16 protein-coding genes are annotated in these 19595 nt (G+C 72.1%); 9 read left to right on the top strand and 7 right to left on the bottom strand.

Annotated elements, in window-relative coordinates; genetic code table 11:
• Positions 1 to 3: 3 nt before the first annotated feature.
• Complete coding sequence (locus ABT170_RS15065; RefSeq protein ID WP_351867525.1) at positions 4 to 3387, top strand: hypothetical protein; 3384 nt, start codon at positions 4 to 6, stop codon at positions 3385 to 3387.
• A 111-nt stretch (positions 3388 to 3498) separates the two neighbouring features.
• Here ABT170_RS15065 and ABT170_RS15060 read toward each other — a convergent pair whose 3' ends face one another.
• From ABT170_RS15060 to ABT170_RS15045, 4 genes are all read right to left on the bottom strand, one after another.
• Complete coding sequence (locus ABT170_RS15060; RefSeq protein ID WP_266925789.1) at positions 3499 to 4473, bottom strand: acyl-ACP desaturase; 975 nt, start codon at positions 4471 to 4473, stop codon at positions 3499 to 3501.
• Positions 4474 to 4641: 168 nt separating this feature from the next.
• Entirely contained in the window at positions 4642 to 6930 is a 2289-nt protein-coding gene (locus ABT170_RS15055; protein ID WP_351867522.1) for an ATP-binding cassette domain-containing protein, read from the bottom strand.
• A gap of 192 nt (positions 6931 to 7122) precedes the next feature.
• Entirely contained in the window at positions 7123 to 7314 is a 192-nt protein-coding gene (locus tag ABT170_RS15050) for a hypothetical protein (protein ID WP_329946757.1), read from the bottom strand.
• Positions 7315 to 7325: 11 nt separating this feature from the next.
• Positions 7326 to 8177, bottom strand: a complete 852-nt coding sequence (locus tag ABT170_RS15045) for a Scr1 family TA system antitoxin-like transcriptional regulator (RefSeq protein WP_329946758.1) — start codon at positions 8175 to 8177, stop codon at positions 7326 to 7328.
• Between the two features lie 219 nt (positions 8178 to 8396).
• Here ABT170_RS15045 and ABT170_RS15040 point away from each other — a divergent pair, with 219 nt between their 5' ends.
• The gene (locus ABT170_RS15040) at positions 8397 to 8801 is read left to right on the top strand and encodes an ATP-binding protein (RefSeq protein WP_329946759.1); all 405 of its coding nucleotides are present in this window, start codon (positions 8397 to 8399) and stop codon (positions 8799 to 8801) included.
• Between the two features lie 58 nt (positions 8802 to 8859).
• Here ABT170_RS15040 and ssgD read toward each other — a convergent pair whose 3' ends face one another.
• A complete protein-coding gene (gene ssgD / locus ABT170_RS15035; RefSeq protein WP_329946760.1) occupies positions 8860 to 9276 on the bottom strand; it encodes a spore wall synthesis regulator SsgD in 417 nt (138 codons plus the stop codon).
• A 184-nt stretch (positions 9277 to 9460) separates the two neighbouring features.
• Between ssgD and ABT170_RS15030 the strand changes: the two genes are divergently transcribed.
• The gene (locus tag ABT170_RS15030) at positions 9461 to 10606 is read left to right on the top strand and encodes a WD40/YVTN/BNR-like repeat-containing protein (protein WP_351867517.1); all 1146 of its coding nucleotides are present in this window, start codon (positions 9461 to 9463) and stop codon (positions 10604 to 10606) included.
• 18 nt (positions 10607 to 10624) lie between these two features.
• Here the strand turns inward: ABT170_RS15030 and ABT170_RS15025 are convergent, their stop codons facing one another.
• Positions 10625 to 10927 carry a YciI family protein gene (locus ABT170_RS15025; protein ID WP_329946762.1) on the bottom strand — a complete coding sequence of 101 codons (303 nt, stop codon included), beginning with the start codon at positions 10925 to 10927 and terminating at the stop codon, positions 10625 to 10627.
• 134 nt (positions 10928 to 11061) lie between these two features.
• Here ABT170_RS15025 and ABT170_RS15020 point away from each other — a divergent pair, with 134 nt between their 5' ends.
• Positions 11062 to 11850, top strand: a complete 789-nt coding sequence (locus ABT170_RS15020; RefSeq protein WP_351867514.1) for an endonuclease V — start codon at positions 11062 to 11064, stop codon at positions 11848 to 11850.
• 49 nt (positions 11851 to 11899) lie between these two features.
• The gene (gene mmpA, locus ABT170_RS15015) at positions 11900 to 12043 is read left to right on the top strand and encodes a morphogenic membrane protein MmpA (protein ID WP_266925802.1); all 144 of its coding nucleotides are present in this window, start codon (positions 11900 to 11902) and stop codon (positions 12041 to 12043) included.
• Between the two features lie 25 nt (positions 12044 to 12068).
• Here the strand turns inward: mmpA and ABT170_RS15010 are convergent, their stop codons facing one another.
• The gene (locus tag ABT170_RS15010) at positions 12069 to 13259 is read right to left on the bottom strand and encodes a saccharopine dehydrogenase family protein (protein ID WP_329946763.1); all 1191 of its coding nucleotides are present in this window, start codon (positions 13257 to 13259) and stop codon (positions 12069 to 12071) included.
• Between the two features lie 316 nt (positions 13260 to 13575).
• Between ABT170_RS15010 and ABT170_RS15005 the strand changes: the two genes are divergently transcribed.
• The 4 genes from ABT170_RS15005 (at position 13576) to ABT170_RS14990 (ending at position 19565) form a co-directional block, all read left to right on the top strand.
• Positions 13576 to 14742: a CaiB/BaiF CoA transferase family protein gene (locus ABT170_RS15005; protein WP_351867510.1), complete on the top strand. Its 1167-nt coding sequence runs from the start codon at positions 13576 to 13578 to the stop codon at positions 14740 to 14742.
• Positions 14743 to 14868: 126 nt separating this feature from the next.
• Positions 14869 to 16011 carry an acyl-CoA dehydrogenase family protein gene (locus tag ABT170_RS15000; protein ID WP_329946765.1) on the top strand — a complete coding sequence of 381 codons (1143 nt, stop codon included), beginning with the start codon at positions 14869 to 14871 and terminating at the stop codon, positions 16009 to 16011.
• Positions 16012 to 16141: 130 nt separating this feature from the next.
• The gene (locus ABT170_RS14995; RefSeq protein ID WP_266925810.1) at positions 16142 to 17356 is read left to right on the top strand and encodes an acetyl-CoA C-acetyltransferase; all 1215 of its coding nucleotides are present in this window, start codon (positions 16142 to 16144) and stop codon (positions 17354 to 17356) included.
• Between the two features lie 37 nt (positions 17357 to 17393).
• Positions 17394 to 19565 (top strand): 3-hydroxyacyl-CoA dehydrogenase NAD-binding domain-containing protein, encoded by a 2172-nt coding sequence (locus ABT170_RS14990; protein WP_351867505.1) that lies wholly within the window; start codon positions 17394 to 17396, stop codon positions 19563 to 19565.
• The last annotated feature ends 30 nt before the right edge of the window (positions 19566 to 19595 follow it).

Genomic DNA, 19595 nt, shown 5'->3' with positions numbered 1-19595 from the left:
CCCATGACCGACGCTCAGCCCCTCGTCCTGGCCTGCACTCTCCTCGACGCCCTGGAGCCCCTGCCCTATCCGCGGCGCATGCGGGAACTCGCCGTGCGCGCACGGCGCCTGGCCGCCGACGGGGTGCTGCGGCCGGTCCTGGAGGAGCTGGAGGGCGGCGATCCCTACGAGCGTCATCTCGCCGTCGTCGCGGCGGCCGTGGGCGGCGACGCCGGGTGGATCGAGGCGAGGATCGCCGACGGTGACTCGCGGGTCCGGGGCGTGGCGCTGCGGGTGGCGCGCAGTCTCGCCGTACCGGACACCGCCTACGAGGCGGCGCTCGACGACGCGCCGGCCGCCGTACGCCGTCATCTGATCCGGGCGATCGTCGCCGACCGCCGCACCGGACTCGCCGACCGGCTGATAGACCCGCTGCGGGAGACCTGGGGCGACACCGAGGCCTCCCGGCTGCTGCCCGGCTGTTCGGCCGGAGTGGTGGACCGCCTGCTGCCCGGACTGTTCCGCTCCGTGAGCGGCTGGAGCTCGCTCGGCGCCCGCCACCCCCGCCCGTTCCTCGACGCCGCGGAACGCGACCTGGCGGCGCGGCCGGGGACACGGCGCGACGACTGGTGGCAGTGGTACGGCCACGACCGCGGGGTCACCGCCGCCGCGGCGCACCTCCCGCACCGGGTCCTCGACCTCCTGGAGCGCCACGGGCCCTCCGCGCTCCCGGTGCGCCGCGGGCTCGGCGAACTCCTCGCCGCCGACCCGGTCCGCTTCGTACGGCTGTTCCTCGGACCCGACGGATTCGCGCTGCCACCGGCCGGGGTGTTCAGCGGGGTCCTGCTGCGCCGCCTCGCCCGGACGGTCCCCGACGCGCTCCTCGTCGAACTCGGCCGGACCGCGGCGGACTCCGGGGATCTGCTCGCCCGGCTGGTCCTGGCCCTGCCGCCGGGCCGCCGCGGCGCCTTCTGCGAAGCGGTCCTCGACAACCGGAGCGAGGGCACGGCCCGCACCGTCGACACCACCCTGCTGGACGTGCTGCCCCGGACCCATGTGGCGGCAGTGGCCCGCCGGATGGCCGCGCGGGCCCGGGACCGGGGCGCCGACCGGAACACGGTGCTGCTCGCCGAGTCGTATCTGCCCGTCGCGGAGGTACGCGAACGGCTGCTGGAGGCGACCCGCGCGCCCGCCGCCGACGACCGCGCCGAGGGCTGGTCGCTGCTCATCCGCAACGCGGGCCGCTCCGCCGACCCGGCCGCCGTCGCCACCGTCCTGGACGACATGCTCCGGCTGCGCAACGAACAGGACCCGGTCCGCTCCGCCGCGCTGCGCGCCCTGCTCGCCACCTCTCCCGCGCTCTGCACGGACGCCGTGGAGCCCCTGCTGGACCGGATCGCCGCCGACGCGGTGGAGGCCCGTGACTCCTCGGCGACGACCCGGTCGGCGCTCAGCGCCCTCGCCGTGGCCGTCCTGCGCGAACACGCGGTCACCGGGCAGCGCGCCCTGCTCAACTGGGCCCTGCGCACCCTGGTCCGGATCACCGGGAACAGCGGCAGCGCGGATCTCGGCCGGCTCGACAGGACCCTGCGCCGAGGCCAGGAGCACACCGTGTTCGAGGCCCTGCGGCCCTGGCTGGAAGCGGGGGCCGAACGGTCGGACTACGGGCTCGTCCTCGCCCTCACCCGGGCCGTCGGACGCCGCGCCGCCGCCATGCCCGGCCTCCAGGAACTGCTCCGGCAGGCCGTCCTCTACGGCGACGACTCCGGCGCCCGCGCCGCCATCGGGCTGTGGCTGGAGCCGTCAGCGCACCAGGACGAGCGTGTCGAACGCATCCTGGACCGCGACCCCTCGGCGGCGGCCCTGCCCGCCGTGCGGAGGGTGCTCACCGGACGCCGTACCGATCTGCTCGACCGCTTCCTCGGGGAATCACCGCCCTGGGGACGGTTCCTCGGCCGCGCCACCCCCTGGAGCGTTCCCGTGGGGGCCGACGCGGTGCGCTGGGTGCCGCGTCAGCACCGGGCGGCCGCGCGGGACCTGGAACGGACCGCCCGGGACGAGGGACTGCCGCTGTGGTCCCGGGCGGCGGCCATCGGGCAGCTGGCCGGTCTGCCGGGGATCGGCGCCGATGCCCTGCGTCCCTGGACCGGTTCGCCCACCGTGGTGCTCGCCGAGGCGGCGCTCGCCGCCCTCGCCCGTACCGACAGCCCGGCCGAGGTGCTGCCCGACCTGCTGGCGCACACCGGGGACGACCGCGCCCGCGTCGCGGTCCACGCGGCGGGCCGGGCCTCCCTCCTCGTACGGCCCTCCGTGCTGGAGGAGTTGCTGGCCGCGCGCACCGCGCCCGGCACCGGCAAGGTGACCAGCCGCAAGGAAGTGGTGCGGCTGGCGGCGGTGCGGATGCCCACCGCTCGCGCGGCGGCGCTGCTCGCCCACGCGTACGGGCTTCCCGGCCAGCACCCCGATGTACGGGCCGCCTGTGTGGCGTTCGGTACGGCACTCCTCGACGACGAGCGCGTGTGGGAGGTGATGACCGACGCAGCGGGCGGCGACCGCGCGCTGCGCTCCGCCGTCCTGCGCGCGCACCCGGCGGAGCTGGCCGCCGGGCACCGGCAGCGGTACGCCCGGCTGGTCCAGCGGGTCTGCGACACCGACGACGAGGAACTCGCCGCCCGGGGCCACCACGCGCTCGCCCGCTGGCTGCCGTGGGCGCCCGAGGCGTGCGACGTCCTGGTGGACGCGATCACCTTCCTGGACCGGCGCGGGACCTGGCGCTCCGCGGCGGACGCGCTGATCGGGGCCGCCGGAGCGGCCCCGGAGGCGGCGGACGCGCTGAACCGGGTTCTGACGGCACTGGCCACCGACGACACGGCCGACGAGGCGGGCGCGGAGCGGGACAGGCCCGCCCGGCAGCGGGTGGTGTATCTGGCCGAGGCGCTCGGCCGGCGGACCGCGGCCCGGCGCGGGCGGACGCGGCCGGTGCTCAGCGCCGCCGGGGAGGTCCTCGCCGGATACCGGGACCTCGTGCCGCAGGCCGCCGATCTGCTCGCGCACGCGGTGGACCTGGACGCGGACGCGGAGGCGGTGCACTCCGCGCTGGTCCGGCTCGCCGCGCTGCACCGCGGGCGTCCGGTGCTCGCCGCGCGTACCGCGCGCACGCTCGGCCGGCGGACGGCCGCTCCGGACACGGCGCCGGCCGGCGACCTCGACACCCTGCTCGTCGTCGCCGCGCGCCTCACGGAGGGCGGTGACCCCGCCGAGGGGCTGTTCGCGGCGGAACTGACGGTGGCCGGCGGCCGGCGCACCGGCTGGACGGGCCCCTGGCGCACCCGGCTGCGCATGCTGCGCCAGCACCCGTCCGCCGATGTACGGGACGTGGCGTACGCGGAGGTGACCGCACCCGAGTGACGGGCCGGGGCAGAGGGAACGGCGCGAGCGCCGGACGGCCCGTGGTGGGGCCGTCCGGCGCTCGGTGGAGCGGGGGCCGGGCCTGGAGCGGTCAGGACCGGCCGGGGGTGGTCAGGACCGGCCGCGCGCGGCCATCCGCGCCTTGCGGGCGGCGAGCTTCTCGTCGAACTTCGACGCCTCTCCGTCCAGCCCGCCCATGTACAGGCCCAGTTCCTCCTGCGCCTTCAGCCCCTCCGGGCCGAGCCCGTCGATGTTGAGGACCTTCAGGAAGCGCAGGACCGGCTGGATCACGTCGTCGTGGTGGATGCGCATGTTGTAGATCTCGCCGATCGCCATCTGCGCGGCGGCCCGCTCGAAGCCGGGCATGCCGTGTCCGGGCATCCGGAAGTTCACGACGACATCGCGCACGGCCTGCATGGTCAGGTCCGGGGCCAGCTCGAAGGCGGCGCCCAGGAGGTTGCGGTAGAAGACCATGTGAAGGTTCTCGTCGGTCGCGATCCGGGCCAGCATCCGGTCACAGACCGGGTCGCCCGACTGGTGTCCGGTGTTGCGGTGCGAGACCCGGGTCGCCAGCTCCTGGAAGGCCACGTACGCGACGGAGTGCAGCATCGAGTGACGGTTGTCCGACTCGAAGCCCTCCGCCATGTGCGCCATGCGGAACTGCTCCAGCTTGTCCGGGTCGACGGCGCGCGAGGTGAGCAGGTAGTCACGCATCACGATGCCGTGCCGGCCCTCCTCCGCCGTCCAGCGGTGCACCCAGGTGCCCCAGGCGCCGTCGCGGCCGAAGAGGGAGGCGATCTCGTGGTGGTAGCTGGGGAGGTTGTCCTCGGTGAGGAGGTTCACCACCAACGCGATCTTGCCGATGTCGGTCACCTTGGACTGGTCCGGCGCCCACGGGTCGCCGTCCTCGAAGACGCCGGGGAAGTTCCGGCCGTCGGAGAACGGGACGTACTCGTGGGGCATCCAGTCCTTGGCCACCTTGAGATGGCGGTTGAGTTCCTTCTCCACCACCTCTTCCAGCGCGTACAGCAGCTGGGCGTCGGTCCACGCCTTCGAACTGCCGAGGTGGGGAGAGGTGATCGTCACGGGGAGCTCCTGGGGACGGGAGAATTACCTACGGCTTCGTAGGTTACGTGACCGTAGGTTAAAGCGACGGTAAGGCCGAAGCCAAGCCCGTCCCCGGGGGCGTCCGCTTACGTGCTGTTATGTGTGCAGGTCACGGCTGTGTGAGGTGCCGGTTCCGCTGTCCCCTGCCTACTGTTCGCAGCCCGCTTCTCTGTCCGTGTCCGGGCGCAGCCAGGCCGCTGTGAACGAGGTGGGGTGTGCCGCGAGCGCCGCCGGGGTGCCTTCGAAGACCAGCTCTCCGCCGTTCCTTCCGCCGTCGGGGCCGAGGTCGATCACCCAGTCCGCCCGCTTGACCACATCCATGTTGTGCTCGACGCAGATCACGGTGTTGCCCGCGTCGACCAGCCGGTCCAGCAGGTCCACGAGGGTGCCGGTGTCCGCCATGTGCAGACCGGTGGTCGGCTCGTCCAGGACGTACACGCTGCCGGTGCGGTGCAGCCGGGTCGCCAGCTTGATGCGCTGGCGCTCGCCGCCCGAGAGCGAACCGAGGGGCCGGCCCAGGGTGAGGTAGGTGAGTCCGACCTCGTCGAGCGCCCGCAGTTTCCGCAGCAGTGCCGGATCCTCGAACAGCTCCACCGCCTGGGACGCCGTCATGTCCAGTACGTCGACGATGGACCTGCCGCCGACCCGGTGCCCGAGCACGTCGTCGTGGAAACGGCGTCCCTCGCAGGCTCCGCAGACCGTGGTGACCGGGTCCATGAACGCGAGGTCGGTGAAGATCAGGCCGCGGCCGGCGCATTCGGCGCAGGCCCCGGAGGAGTTGAAGCTGAACAGTCCCGGATCGACGCCGTTCTCCCTGGCGAAGACCTTGCGGATGGCGTCCAGCGCGCCGATGTACGAGGCCGGGGTGGAGCGGGACGAGGCGGTGATGGCGGTCTGGTCGATGACCACCGCTTCCGGGTACGCCGCCGTGAACACCTCCGAGACCAACGTGGACTTGCCGGAACCGGCCACCCCGGTCACCGCCGTCAGCACGCCCGCGGGGAAGGACACGTCCAGGCCCTTGAGGTTGTGCAGGGCGGCGCCGGACACCGGAAGCCACCCGACGGGGGAGCGGACGGTCTCCTTGAACGGCGTGCGGCGGCGCAGGCACCGGCCGGTGAGGGTGTCGGCCGCGCGCAGCCGCTCGAAGGGCCCCTCGAAGACGACGTGCCCGCCCTCCGCCCCGGCCGCCGGGCCCATGTCCACGACATGGTCGGCGACGGCCATCACATCCGGGTCGTGCTCGACGACCAGCACGGTGTTGCCCTTGTCGCGGAGCCGTACCAGCAGATCGTTGAGCCGCCCGACATCGCGCGGGTGCAGACCGATGCTCGGTTCGTCGAAGATGAACGTCAGACCGGTGAGTGAACTCCCCAGATGGCGCACCATCTTGAGGCGCTGCCCCTCACCGCCCGACAACGTGGTGGTCTCCCGGTCCAGGCTGAGGTAGCCGAGCCCGATTCCGGCCAGCCGTTCCAGGCGCTCGCGGGCGGCGCGGGCGATCGGTGCCGCCACCGGGTCGTCGATCCTGGCCAGTACGCCGATGAGGTCGGCCACCTCCATCCGCCCGTAGTCGGCCGGGGAGAGCCCGTCGATACGGGTGGCGAGCGCCGCCGCGTTGAGCCGGGCGCCGTCGCAGGAGGCGCACACCGCCTCGACGGTGAAGCGGCGCGCGGCCTCGCGCCGCTTCTCGGAGAGCGACCCGGTGTCCCGGTTGAGGTGGAGCCGGTTGAAGCGGTCCACGACGCCCTCGAACCGCATGTCCGCCGAGGTCGTCCGCAGATCCAGGCGCACCTTGAACCCCGCTCCGTGGAAGAGGAGCCGGCGTTCCTCCTCCGTGTACTCCCCGAGCGGCCGGTCGTTGTCGAAGCGCCCCGATCCGGCGTACAGATTCCATTCCCAGCTGCCGACCGACAGTCCGGGCAGCAGCAGGGCCCCCTCGTTCAGCGACTTCGAGGGGTCCACGGCGCGGTCGAGGTCCAGGCGGACCGTGCGTCCCACCCCGTCGCACTCCGGGCACATCCCGCTGGGATCGTTGAAGGAGTACGCGGTCGCCTCGCCCGCGCTCGGAGTGCCGTGCCGGGAGAACAGCACCCGGATGACCGACCAGATGTCGGTCATCGTGCCGACGGTGGAGCGCACATTGCCGCCCAGCGGCTTCTGGTCGACGACGATGGCCGCCGACAGGTTCTCGACGGACTCCACGTGCGGCCGTTCGTACTTCGGCAGCCGGTTCCTGATGAACCAGGTGAAGGTCTCGTTCAGCTGACGCTGCGATTCGACGGCGACCGTGTCGAAGACGACGGAGGACTTGCCCGAGCCGGAGACCCCGGTGAAGACGGTGATGCGGCCCTTGGGGAGGGCGAGGGAGACATCGCGGAGATTGTTCTCGCGCGCGCCGGTGATGATGATGTGCCGGTCCGCTCTGTGTTCCATGCCCGCGAAGCTAACCGGGATACCGGACAACTTCTGTCGTGATTCATCAGGGCGCCGGCCGGCACCCGCGGGCCCCCGGCAGTGGGCCGCTCAGAGCTGTCGGCGTACTCGGAGCGGCGCCGCACGGGGGCACGGGGCGTTCGCGGTGGTGAGTGGTGAGTGGTGGGGGGTGGGGGGTGAGGCGGGGCGAGGTCAGAGCAGATGGTCCGCGGCGCCGGATTTCACCGCGGCGATCAGGGCGTGCATCGCCTCCATGGAGTCGCTGATGTACGTACCGGTGTCGGTGGTGGACCCGATGTAGGCCCTTCCCTGGTCGTCCCGGCCGAAGCGGAAGCAGTTCGCGCCCTCGCTGCAGAAGGCGTCGTCCCAGCTGATTTCGGTCATGATCTCTCTCCTCAGAGGTCCTGGGCTATGCGTCTGATGAAGTCACGTGACTCCTGGACGGGCAGAGCGAGCGAGCGCAGCCGGTCCAACAGTCCGCGGTAGCGGCGTAGTTGCATATCGGAGTCCAGCAGCATCGAACCGTGCGAGGAATCGAGCTGCACGGTGTCGAGGTGCGCGACCGCGGCGCCGACGTAGGTGAAGGACTGCCCGGCCCCGGGGAAACCGCCGGCCGTGAAGGGGATGACCCGGACCGTGATCCGGTCCCGCTCGGACTGGTCCAGGATGTGCGCCAGTTGGGCGCCGCTCACCTTGGGACCCCCGAACTGCATGCGCAGCGCCGCTTCGTGGATCACCGCCTCGTACAGCGGGGGACGGTCCCGCACCAGCACCTCCTGTCGGCGCAGCCGGAGCGACAGCCGGGCGAGCAGGTCCGGTCCCGGCAGCTGGGGATCGGCGGTGTCGAACACCGCCCGCGCGTGTTCCTCGGTCTGCAGGAGGCCGGGGATGTGGGTTGTGGTCGACGTGTTCAACTCCACCGCATGGTATTCGAGTTCGGCGATATCCAGGAGGCCCGGAAGGAGCAGCCCGCGGTGCTCCTCCCACCATCCCCTGGCCCGCTCCTGTGCCATCTCGGCGAGCAGGTCGACCAGTCCGGAGTCCGGGCAGCCGTAATTGAAGGCCAGGGTCCGTACCCGTTCGGCGCTTATGCCGAAGCGCCCCGACTCGATGTTCGGGATGCGGGTGCGGTCGACCCCCAGCAGGGCGGCGGCCTGCTGGACCGACATGCCGGACTGTTCCCTCAGCTTGCGCAGCTCGTAGCCGAGGCGTTGCTGTCGGGCCGTCGGGGTGCTCCTGGGCGGCACGGTTGAGGTCCTTCCGGGTGAGGGGTCGGCGAAATGACCGGAACCACACAAGTAGTAGCACTGTGCTCCGGTGTGCGCTACGGTCGGTAGCGCAAGTCTCACACGGGGCGACCGTGCCTGTGTGTGATCGCCCCCACATGTACGAGAAATGTGAGTATCTGGATGAAGGGCGCACTCCGTGGCCTCCCGGCCTCCCTTCCCGAGGGACCCCGCCCACCGGTGCCGGACAATCTCAGCTATTCCTTCGCCCTGCCGGGCGGCGCGTACTGCGCGGGGCTGGCCCGCGGCGCGGTGCGTGAGCTGCTGGAGAGACATGGGCTCGCCGACCTGTGCGAGACGGCGGTCCTGGCGGCGTCCGAACTGGTCGCGGCTGCCTACCGGTTCACGCCCGACCGCGAGATGCTGCTGAAGGTCCACTGGCAGTTCGACGCGTTGCGCATCACCCTCTACGACCAGCATCCGGCACACGACGCGGCCGAGCGCCACGAGGCATGCCGACAGCGCCGCAGCGAGAGCATGTGGCTGCTGGCGGCGGCGGTGGACGAGCGCGGCGGGGACTGGGGGCTGGCGCCCGCGATGACTCCCTCGGGCGGCTCCAAGACCTGGGCGTTACTCCACCGTTAGCGCCCCGCGGAGGAGAACGGTCACCCGCTGTGACGGGCGTGCGGGCGCCCCTCGGGTGTCAGCAGGCGCCGCCCAGCAGATCGGTGAGGCTGCGGTCGAGGTCCAGGAACCGGTGCTCGTCGCCGACCGGCACCATGTCCTGGGCCCGCTTCAGGAAGCGCCGGAGCTCGGCCGTACGCACATGCACCATGGCGATGCCCTCGACGGCATGGAACTCCAGCACCGTCCGCTCGTAGCCGAACGGCCGTACCCGTACGTCACCGACACCGGCCGGCGCGTCCACGCCCGTGGCGAGCAGTTCGCGGGAGAACTCCCACGACACCTCCGTACCCCCCAGGGTCGCCGGGGCCGGGAAGGCCATGCGAACGGCGAACGGGTCCTTGCGGTCGTACTGCAAGGTGGCGGGCAGGGTCTCCATCTGCGGAGCGGATGCGACCATGCGGGCCTGCACGGACTGCTCGATAACGCTGGACAAGACCTGCTCCCTCTCGCTGCTGGGTGAACGGCTCCCGGCATTGGAGTAGACGACGGAACGCCGGGATCCGTGCACTGGCGGGTGGCGTGAGCTGCGTCACCGAACACGACGCCGCCGCTCGGGCGCCCGGTCATGGGTGCCACACCCTGGACTGACCGCCGCCCGTGGGTTAACTTCCAGCGCCATGAGGGCCATGGGGAAGACGAGACGGCTGATGTCGCTGGCGATGTGCGGGGCGGCCGTGACCGCCGCACTGGCCGCGCCGACAGCGCAGGCGGCACCGACAGCACAGGCGGTGCCCGCGGCACCAACAGCCCACGCGGCACAGGCATCACCACAGACACAGGCGGCGCGAGCGGCACGGGGCTGGCGGCTCACGAGCACCGGAACCGACGCACGCTTCCGCGGGCTGGCCGCCGTCAGCCGCGACACCGCCTGGGTCGCGGGAACGAGGGGTACGGTCCTGCGGACGGCCGACGGTGGCCGGAACTGGCGCACGGTGTCGCCGCCCGGAGCGGCGGACCTCGAATTCCGCGACATCGAGGCCTTCGACAGCCGCCGCGCGGTGGTGCTGGCCATCGGCGAGGGCGAGGCGTCCCGGGTCCTGCGCACCGATGACGGCGGAGCCACCTGGACGGAGTCGTTCCGTAACGCCGACCCCCGCGCCTTCTACGACTGCATGACGTTCTTCGACAGCCGGCACGGACTGGCGATGAGCGACCCGGTGGACGGGAAGTTCCGCATCCTGTCCACGGCGGACGGAGGCCGCAACTGGAAGGTCCTCCCCTCCGCAGGGATGCCCGCCGCCCTGCCCGGCGAGGCGGGTTTCGCCGCGAGCGGCCAGTGCCTGGTCGGCTCGGGTCCGAAGGACGTCTGGCTGACCACCGGCGGCGCGGCCACCGCTCGGGTGCTGCACTCCGGGGACCGCGGCCGGACCTGGACGGCGACCGAGTCCACCCTCCCGGCGGGGGACCCGGCGCGAGGCGTCTTCGGCGTCGCCTTCCGCGACCGGAAGCACGGCATCGCGGTCGGCGGCGACTACCGTCCTGACCAGGCGTCACCGAACGCCGCGGCGGTGACCTCCGACGGCGGTCGCGGCTGGCGCCGCTCGGCGGCCCCGCCCACCGCCTACCGCTCCGGTGTCGCCTGGCTCGCGCACAGCGGGTCCGCCGCGCTGGCCGTCGGCCCCACCGGCACCGACCTCACACGCGACGGCGGCCGTACCTGGCGCACGGTCGACACGGGTTCGTACGACACCGTCGACTGCACCCCCGACTTCGGCTGCTGGGCCGCCGGGGAGCGCGGCAGGGTGGCCCGGCTCGGTTCCTGAGCCTGCCCGGCCGTACGGCTATCGGACGGGTGACTGCTGCTGGTACGGGGTCAGTTCGGGCGAGGTCTTCGTCGCGATGAACTCGGTGATCCGGTACGCGCACACCTGGTGTGCCGCGAAGGGGTCGGCCGCCGCGATCTTCTCGATCTGCGCGCGGTCGTCCCCGACCGCCATGATCACCCCGCCGTCCCGGGGATTCTTGCGGCCCGAGGCGATGAACACGCCCGCCGCGTACTGCTCGTCCAGCCAGCTGACGTGGTCCTGCATCAGTGCGTCGACGCGCTCGACCGGGGCGGTGTAGGTCAATTCGAGTACGAACATGATCGTCAGGCTACGGGATCCCGGCCGTCCGCCGGGTCCGTCCGGCGGCCGTGCGCGGGAGCCCCGGCCCGCCCGCCGGATCCGCACGCGCGCCCGCGGGGGACTGCGGGGCAGCGCTTAAGCTGGGCCGCACTATGACGAATCTCCCCATGCCGGCCGACGGACTGCCCGCCGTCGAGACGCCCGCCGACGAGGCCGAGGCACGAGCGATCCAGGACGCCCTGCGTTCGCGGGTGGTGCTCGACGAGGCCGGACCGGAACCCGGAGCCGGCCAGGTGACCGGGGTGGATGTCGCCTACGACGAAGAGCGGGACATCGTCGTCGCGGCGGCCGTCGTCCTGGACGCCGCGACCCTGGACGTGGTCGACGAGGCCACCGCCGTCGGCCGCGTCACCTTCCCGTACATCCCCGGTCTCCTCGCCTTCCGGGAGATGCCCACCGTGCTGGCGGCCCTGGAGTCGCTGACCGTCGACCCCGGCGTCGTCATCTGCGACGGCTACGGGCTGGCCCACCCGCGCCGCTTCGGGCTGGCCAGCCACCTGGGCGTCCTCACCGGCCTGCCGGTCATCGGCGTCGGCAAGAACCCGTTCACCTTTTCGTACGAAGCCCCCGGACCCCTGCGCGGCGACACCTCACCGCTGCTCGACGGCGACGAGGTGGTGGGCCGGGCCCTGCGTACCCAGAACGGCACGAAACCGGTCTTCGTCTCCGTCGGCCACCGGATCGGCCTGGACAACGCCTGCGCCCACACCCTGCGGCTGGCCCGCCGCTTCCGGCAGCCGGAGACGACCCGCATGGCCGACGCGCTGTGCCGGCAGGTGCTGCGCGAGGAGAGCGCCCGGGTGTCCGCCCTGGACGACGGCGCCGGCGGCGCGGGCGGCGACAGCGGCGACAGCGGCGACGGTCCTGAGCGGGCTTCCTGAGTACGCGTACGGATAGCGCCCGCCGATCTTGATCGGCAGGCTGGTACGTATGAACACTTCTCGTACAGCCATCCGCACGGCACCGCTGCACCCCGCCCAGCGCCGGATCGCGGTGGGCATGCTGCTCGGCGGTGCCGTGGGGCTCGTGTGGCTGGGGGCGATCCTCTACACCCTGGTGGCCTGGCTCCTGTGACGGCGGCAAGCGCCGAACGGCCGTTTCAGCGAACCGCGGCGACCCGGAAGCGCAGACCGGCCGACTTGAGCCGTTCCAGCAGCGCGTCCCCCATCGCCACCGCCGTCGTGACCTGTCCGGAGCTCGCCGGCAGCTCGTCCAGGGCCAGGCAGAGAGCCGACTCGGCGAGCATCTTGGCCGTCTCGTCGTAGCCCGGGTCGCCGCCCGACACCTCCGTGTACACCCGGCGGCCACCGCCCTCGCCGACGAAGCGGACCGTGAACCAGCTGCGCTTCCTGCGCTGTGCGTCGGGCCCGTCCCCCGGTTCGTAACGGCTCATCAGCCACGCGCGTACGGACGCGATCTGGGCCGCCCCCAGCAGGGTGCCGAGCGCCGCCGTCCCGCCCACGGCCACCGGCAGGTGCTTCACCGAGGCGAAGTGGCGATAGCGGAAATCGGGGCCGTAGCGCTCCAGTGCGCGGGCCGAGCGTTTGATGATCTGCGGGTCCACCGTCGGCAGCGGCAGCGCCCAGGTGCCGGTCCGCGGACTGAAGTGCGGGGTGCCCAGGGGGGTCCGGACCCGCCGGCCGACGAGCCGGGGCTCGTGCAGACGCCGCTCCCCGGCCGCCCGGAGCATCTGCGGGCCGCGGCCCATCGCGGTCAGCGCGGAGGCGAACGTACCGCCGGAGAAGACCGCGTTGCTGCGGACGAAGCCGTCGACGGTGACCGGTACGTCGCGGGGCAGCTGCTGGACCGTGAAGTACACGCCCAGGTCGTGCGGCACCGAGTCGAAGCCGCAGGCGTGCACGAGGCGCGCACCCGTCTCGCGGGCCCGCGCGTCGTGCGCCAGATACATCCGGTCGATGAACTCCGCCTCGCCGGTGAGGTCCACGTAGTCCGTCCCGGCCTCGGCGCAGGCGGCGAGGAGCTTCTCGCCGTACCAGACGTAGGGGCCCACCGTGGTGGCCACCACCCGTGCGGACTCGGCGAGTTCGCCCAGCGCGGCGGCGTCGTCCGCGTCCGCCTCCAGCAGCGGCAGTCCGGCGCAGCCCGGCTCGATCGCGCTGAGGCGCTCGCGCAGCCGCTCCAGCCTGGTCCGGTCGCGGCCCGCCAGCGCCCAGCGGAGACCGGCCGGGGCGTGTGCGGCCAGATATTCGGCGGTGAGCACGCCCACGAACCCGGTGGCACCGAAAAGGACGACGTCATAAGGGCGTTTCGCCCCGTTCTGCCTGTTCACGCATACCTCCGCAGGGGCCGGTGCCGATGTGGCAGGCAGAGGGTAGCGGAGCCGGACGCGGTGGCGCGCGGCCGGGCGGAGGAGTGATGGGGCAGGATCGAGGGGAGCAAACCAAGCGCTTGCTCTGCTCCCGGGGCATCCGCGCGGACGGGCCGGGCCGTGGTTCTGGCCGTGGTCCGCGTCGTGTTCCGGGCCGGATGCCGGTGTGCGGGCCGGCCGTGACCCCGAACGGACGGCCGCAGGGGTTGTGCGGAGCGGGGCACGTTCTTAGCATCATCGATGTTACATCGGTTGTGTCACACCAGAGAGGCCCTGGATGGCAAGGACAGAGCACAGTCCGCGAGGCCCGCTCACCGGGGTACGTGTCGTCGAGCTGGCGGGGATCGGGCCCGGCCCGTTCGCCGCGATGCTGCTGGCCGACCTCGGGGCCGATGTGGTGCGGGTCGACCGCCCCGGCGGCTCGGGCCTCGGCATCGATCCCGCGTACGACCTCACCAACCGCAACAAGCGCTCGGTCCTCGTCGACCTCAAGGACGGAGACGGATCCGCCGCGGTCCTCGACCTCGTGGCGCGCGCCGACATCCTGATCGAGGGATTCAGGCCGGGCGTCGCCGAACGGCTCGGGGTCGGGCCCGAAGCCTGTCTGGCCCGCAACCCCCGGCTCGTCTACGGCCGGATGACCGGCTGGGGCCAGGACGGGCCGCTCGCGGAGCGGGCCGGTCACGACATCGCGTACATCGCCCTCACCGGCACCCTGTCCATGATCGGCAAGCCCGGTGAGCCGCCCACCGTGCCCGCCAACCTGGTCGGCGACTACGCGGGCGGCTCGCTCTACCTCGTCGTCGGGGTCCTCGCCGCACTCCAGCACGCCCGCACGCCCGGCGGGGCGGGCCAGGTCGTGGACGCGGCCATCGTCGACGGAGCCGCCCACCTCGCGACGATGATCCACGGAATGCTGGCGGCCGGCGGCTGGCAGGACCGGCGCGGCTCGAACCTCCTCGACGGCGGCTGCCCCTTCTACGGTTCCTACGAGACGTCCGACGGGCAGTACATGGCGGTGGGACCGCTGGAGCAGCGCTTCTACGACGAGTTCGTCACCCTGCTCGGTATCGCGGACCGGGCCCCGGACCGCAAGGACCTCACCCGCTGGGGCGACCTGCGCGCCGCTGTCGCCGAGCGGTTCCTGACCCGGACGCGGGAGGAGTGGACCGCGGTGTTCGAGGGGACGGACGCCTGTGTGGCCCCCGTCCTCTCGCTCCGCGAGGCTCCGCACCACCCGCACCTCGCGGCCCGCTCCACCTTCGTCGAGCACGGCGGCCTCACCCAGCCCGCGCCCGCTCCCCGGTTCTCCGCGACGCCCGTATCCGTACGTCGCGGGCCCGCGAGGCCCGGCGCGGACACCGAGGCCGTCGCCGCCGACTGGGACGTACCGGGCATCCGGACCACGGCCGCGGACGCCGCCGGGAAGGACGGCGACGCCTGATGGAGCACGCACCACCCCGCGGGGCGGGCCACGCCCCGCTCGACGTCACCCCACGCGACACCGAGCCGCACGGCCCGACGCCGCGCGGCTGGACTCCAACCTCGACAACCGGCTCCAGGGGGCCCCGTGCAGCGGCAGATCTTCACTGAGGAGCACGACGCGTTCCGCGAGACGGTCCGCACCTTCCTCACCAAGGAAGTCCTCCCCTACTACGAACAGTGGGAGAAGGACGGCATCGTCTCGCGCGAGGCCTGGCTCGCGGCCGGGCGGCAGGGCCTCCTCGGCCTCGCCGTCCCCGAGGAGTACGGGGGCGGCGGCAACGCCGACTTCCGCTACAGCGCGGTGCTCGCCGAGGAGTTCACCCGGGCCGGCGCGGCCGGACTGGCCGTCGGCCTGCACAACGACATCATCGGCCCCTACCTCACCGGCCTGGCCACCGAGGAGCAGAAGCGCCGCTGGCTGCCCGGTTTCTGCTCCGGCGAGACCATCACCGCCATCGCCATGACCGAACCGGGCGCGGGCTCGGACCTCCAGGGCATACGCACCACGGCCGAGGACAGGGGTGATCACTGGCTGCTCAACGGCTCGAAGACCTTCATCTCCAACGGCATCCTCGCCGACCTGGTGATCGTCGTCGCGAAGACCACTCCGGAAGGCGGCGCGAAGGGGCTTTCCCTGATCGTCGTGGAGCGCGGGGCGGAGGGCTTCGAGCGGGGCCGCAACCTCGACAAGATCGGCCAGAAGTCCCAGGACACCGCGGAGCTGTTCTTCCACGACGTCCGGGTCCCCAAGGAGAACCTCCTGGGTGAGCGGGACGGCGCCTTCCTCCATCTGATGACCAACCTCGCCCAGGAGCGGATGGGCATCGCGGTCGCCGCGATCGCCGGTGCCGAGCACCTCCTGGAGATCACCACCCGGTACGTCAAGGAGCGCGAGGCCTTCGGGCGCCCGCTCTCCAAGCTCCAGCACATCCGGTTCGAGATCGCCGAGATGGCCACCGAGTGCGCGGTCACCCGCACGTTCCTCGACCGGTGCGTCGTCGACCACTCGCAGGGCGTACTCGACGCCGTACACGCCTCGATGGCCAAGTGGTGGGCCACCGAGCTGCACAAGCGCGTCGCCGACCGCTGCCTCCAACTGCACGGCGGCTACGGCTATATGGCGGAGTACCCGGTCGCCAGGGCGTTCACCGACGGCCGTATCCAGACCATCTACGGCGGTACGACCGAGATCATGAAGGAGATCATCGGCCGCTCGCTGCTGGCCTGATCCTCTTCCCGGACCCCGACCCCGACCGCCACCGCGACCGCCGACCCCGACCGCGACCGCCACCCGTGCCGCCCGACCACCGCCCCACCGCCCGACCCCTGTCGCCGAACCACCCCGAAAGGCAGCTGTCTTGAGTACCGAAGCATTCGTCTACGACGCGATCCGCACCCCGCGCGGCCGCGGCAAGGCCAATGGCGCCCTGCACGGCACCAAGCCGATCGACCTGGTCGTCGGCCTCATCCATGAGATCCGGGACCGCTTCCCGGACCTCGACCCGGCCGCCATCGACGACATCGTCCTCGGCGTGGTCAGCCCGCTCGGGGACCAGGGCTCCGACATCGCGAGGATCGCCGCCATCGCGGCCGGGCTGCCCGACTCCGTCGCCGGGGTCCAGGAGAACCGCTTCTGTGCCTCCGGCCTCGAAGCGGTCAACCTGGCCGCCGCCAAGGTCCGTTCGGGCTGGGAGGACCTCGTCCTGGCCGGTGGGGTCGAGTCGATGTCCCGGGTCCCGATGGGCTCGGACGGCGGCGCCTGGGCGATGGACCCGATGACCAGCTTCCAGACCGGCTTCGCCCCGCAGGGCATCGGCGCCGACCTCATCGCCACCATCGAGGGCTTCTCCCGCCGCGATGTCGACGAATACGCCGCCCTGTCCCAGGAGCGCGCGGCCGAGGCCTGGAAGGACGGGCGGTTCGCCCGTTCCGTCGTCCCCGTCCGGGACCGCAACGGCCTGGTCGTCCTCGACCGCGACGAGCACCTGCGGCCCGGCACCACCGCCGACTCGCTCGCCGCGCTGAAGCCGTCCTTCGCGGGGATCGGCGAGATGGGCGGCTTCGACGCGGTCGCGCTGCAGAAGTACCACTGGGTCGAGAAGATCGACCACGTCCACCACGCGGGCAACTCCTCCGGCATCGTGGACGGTGCCGCGCTCGTCGCCATCGGCTCCCAGCAGGCCGGTGAGCGCTACGGCCTCACCCCGCGGGCCCGGATCGTCTCGGCCGCGGTCTCCGGCTCCGAGCCGACCATCATGCTGACCGGCCCCGCCCCCGCGACCCGCAAGGCGCTGGCCAAGGCCGGGCTGACCATCGACGACATCGACCTCGTCGAGATCAACGAGGCCTTCGCCGGGGTCGTGCTGCGCTTCGTCAGGGACATGGGCCTCTCCCTGGACAAGGTCAACGTCAACGGCGGAGCCATCGCGCTCGGCCACCCGCTCGGCGCGACCGGCGCGATGATCCTCGGCACGCTCATCGACGAACTGGAGCGGCGCGACCAGCGGTACGGCCTGGTCACCCTCTGCGTCGGCGGCGGCATGGGCGTCGCCACCGTCATCGAACGACTCTGACCGTCCCGGCCACCCCTGCTTACGGAGAAGAAGAGCAATGACCGAGAGCACGACCATCCGCTGGGAACAGGACGAGACCGGCGTCGTCACCCTCGTACTGGACGACCCGGGGCAGTCCGCCAACACGATGAACCAGGCGTTCAAGGACTCCCTCGCCGCGGTCGCGGACCGCGCCGAGGCCGAGCAGGACTCCATCCGCGGCATCATCTACACCTCCGCGAAGAAGACCTTCTTCGCGGGCGGCGACCTCAAGGACATGATCAAGGTCGGCCCCGAGGACGCCCAGGCCGTCTTCGACACCGGTATGGACATCAAGAGGTCGCTGCGCCGTATCGAGACGCTCGGCAAGCCCGTCGTCGCCGCCATCAACGGCGCGGCCCTCGGCGGCGGTTACGAGATCGCGCTCGCCGCCCACCACCGCGTCGCCCTCGACGCGCCCGGCTCACGCATCGGCCTGCCCGAGGTCACCCTCGGCCTGCTGCCCGCGGGCGGCGGGGTCACCCGCACCGTACGCCTCATGGGTATCGCCGACGCGCTGCTGAAGGTGCTGCTCCAGGGAACCCAGTACACACCGCGGCGCGCCCTGGAGAACGGTCTGGTCCATGAGGTCGCCGCCACCCGGGAGGAGATGCTCACCAAGGCCCGCGCCTTCATCGACGCCAACCCCGAGTCGAGCCAGCCCTGGGACGTCAAGGGCTACAGGATCCCCGGCGGCACTCCGTCCAACCCGCGGTTCGCCGCCAATCTGCCGGCCTTCCCGGCCAACCTCAAGAAGCAGATCGCGGGCGCCCCCATGCCCGCGCCCCGCAACATCCTGGCCGCCGCGGTCGAGGGTTCGCAGGTCGACTTCGAGACCGCGCTCACCATCGAGGCCCGCTACTTCACCGAGCTGGTCACCGGCCAGGTCGCCAAGAACATGATCCAGGCGTTCTTCTTCGACCTCCAGGCGGTCAACTCGGGAGCCAACCGCCCCCAGGGCGTCCCGGAGCGGCCGGTCCGCAAGGTGGCCGTTCTCGGCGCCGGAATGATGGGCGCCGGAATCGCGTACTCCTGCGCGCGGGCGGGCATCGACGTCGTCCTCAAGGACGTCTCCGCGGAGGCGGCGGCCAAGGGCAAGGCGTACAGCGAGAAGCTTCTCGCCAAGGCGCTCTCCCGGGGGCGTACGACCGAGGCGAAGCGCGACGAGCTGCTGGCCCGCATCACCCCGACCGGCGACCCGGCCGATCTGGCGGGCTGCGACGCGGTGATCGAGGCGGTCTTCGAGGACACCTCGCTCAAGCACAAGGTGTTCCAGGAGATCCAGGACGTCATCGAGCCCGACGCGCTGCTCTGCTCCAACACCTCCACGCTGCCGATCACGGTCCTGGCCGAAGGGGTGTCGCGGCCGGCCGACTTCATCGGCCTCCACTTCTTCTCGCCCGTCGACAAGATGCCGCTCGTCGAGATCATCAAGGGCGAACGGACCGGTGACGAGGCACTGGCCCGCGCCTTCGACCTGGTCCGCCGGATCAGGAAGACGCCGATCGTCGTCAACGACTCACGCGGCTTCTTCACCTCGCGCGTCATCGGCCAGTTCATCAACGAGGGCGTCGCCATGGTCGGCGAGGGCGTCGAGCCCGCGTCGGTCGAGCAGGCGGCGGCCCAGTCCGGCTACCCGGCCAAGGTGCTCTCCCTGATGGACGAGCTGACCCTCACCCTGCCGCGCAGGATCCGCGACGAGACCCGGCGGGCCGTCGAGGAAGCGGGCGGCACCTGGGCCGGGCACCCCTCCGACGAGGTCATCGACCGGATGGTCGACGAGTTCGGGCGCCCCGGACGCAGCGGTGGCGCGGGCTTCTACGACTACGACGAGGCCGGCCGGCGGGCGGGTCTGTGGCCGGGGCTGCGGGAGCACTTCGCCAAGCCGGACGCCGAGGTGCCCTTCATCGACATGAAGGAGCGGATGCTGTTCTCCGAGGCGCTGGACAGCGTCCGCTGCCTGGAGGAGAACGTCCTCGTCTCCGTCGCCGACGCCAACATCGGCTCCATCATGGGCATCGGCTTCCCGCCGTGGACCGGTGGTGTGTTCCAGTACATCAATGGCTACGAGGGCGGCCTGCCCGGCTTCGTGGCACGCGCCCGCGAACTCGCCGAGCGGTACGGCGACCGGTTCCTGCCTCCCGCGCTGCTGGTGGAGAAGGCGGGGAAGGGCGAGACCTTCCACGACTGACCCCCGGGCTGCACGGGCCGCGTCCACGGC

The organism is Streptomyces sp. NPDC001787 (assembly GCF_040297465.1).
Classification (GTDB): Bacteria; Actinomycetota; Actinomycetes; order Streptomycetales; family Streptomycetaceae; genus Streptomyces.
The sequence above is the reverse complement of the archived record's forward strand: the minus strand, read 5'-3'. Positions and strand labels throughout refer to the sequence as shown.

Bases quoted from the DNA above. Each gene is read 5' to 3' on its own strand.
- ABT170_RS15065 (WP_351867525.1), top strand. From the start codon at position 4: ATGACCGACGCTCAGCCCCTCGTCCTGGCCTGCACTCTCCTCGACGCC.
- ABT170_RS15055 (WP_351867522.1), bottom strand. From the start codon at position 6,930: ATGGAACACAGAGCGGACCGGCACATCATCATCACCGGCGCGCGCGAG.
- ABT170_RS15050 (WP_329946757.1), bottom strand. From the start codon at position 7,314: ATGACCGAAATCAGCTGGGACGACGCCTTCTGCAGCGAGGGCGCGAAC.
- ABT170_RS15030 (WP_351867517.1), top strand. From the start codon at position 9,461: ATGAGGGCCATGGGGAAGACGAGACGGCTGATGTCGCTGGCGATGTGC.
- ABT170_RS15025 (WP_329946762.1), bottom strand. From the start codon at position 10,927: ATGTTCGTACTCGAATTGACCTACACCGCCCCGGTCGAGCGCGTCGAC.
- ABT170_RS15020 (WP_351867514.1), top strand. From the start codon at position 11,062: ATGACGAATCTCCCCATGCCGGCCGACGGACTGCCCGCCGTCGAGACG.
- mmpA (WP_266925802.1), top strand. From the start codon at position 11,900: ATGAACACTTCTCGTACAGCCATCCGCACGGCACCGCTGCACCCCGCC.
- ABT170_RS15005 (WP_351867510.1), top strand. From the start codon at position 13,576: ATGGCAAGGACAGAGCACAGTCCGCGAGGCCCGCTCACCGGGGTACGT.
- ABT170_RS14990 (WP_351867505.1), top strand. From the start codon at position 17,394: ATGACCGAGAGCACGACCATCCGCTGGGAACAGGACGAGACCGGCGTC.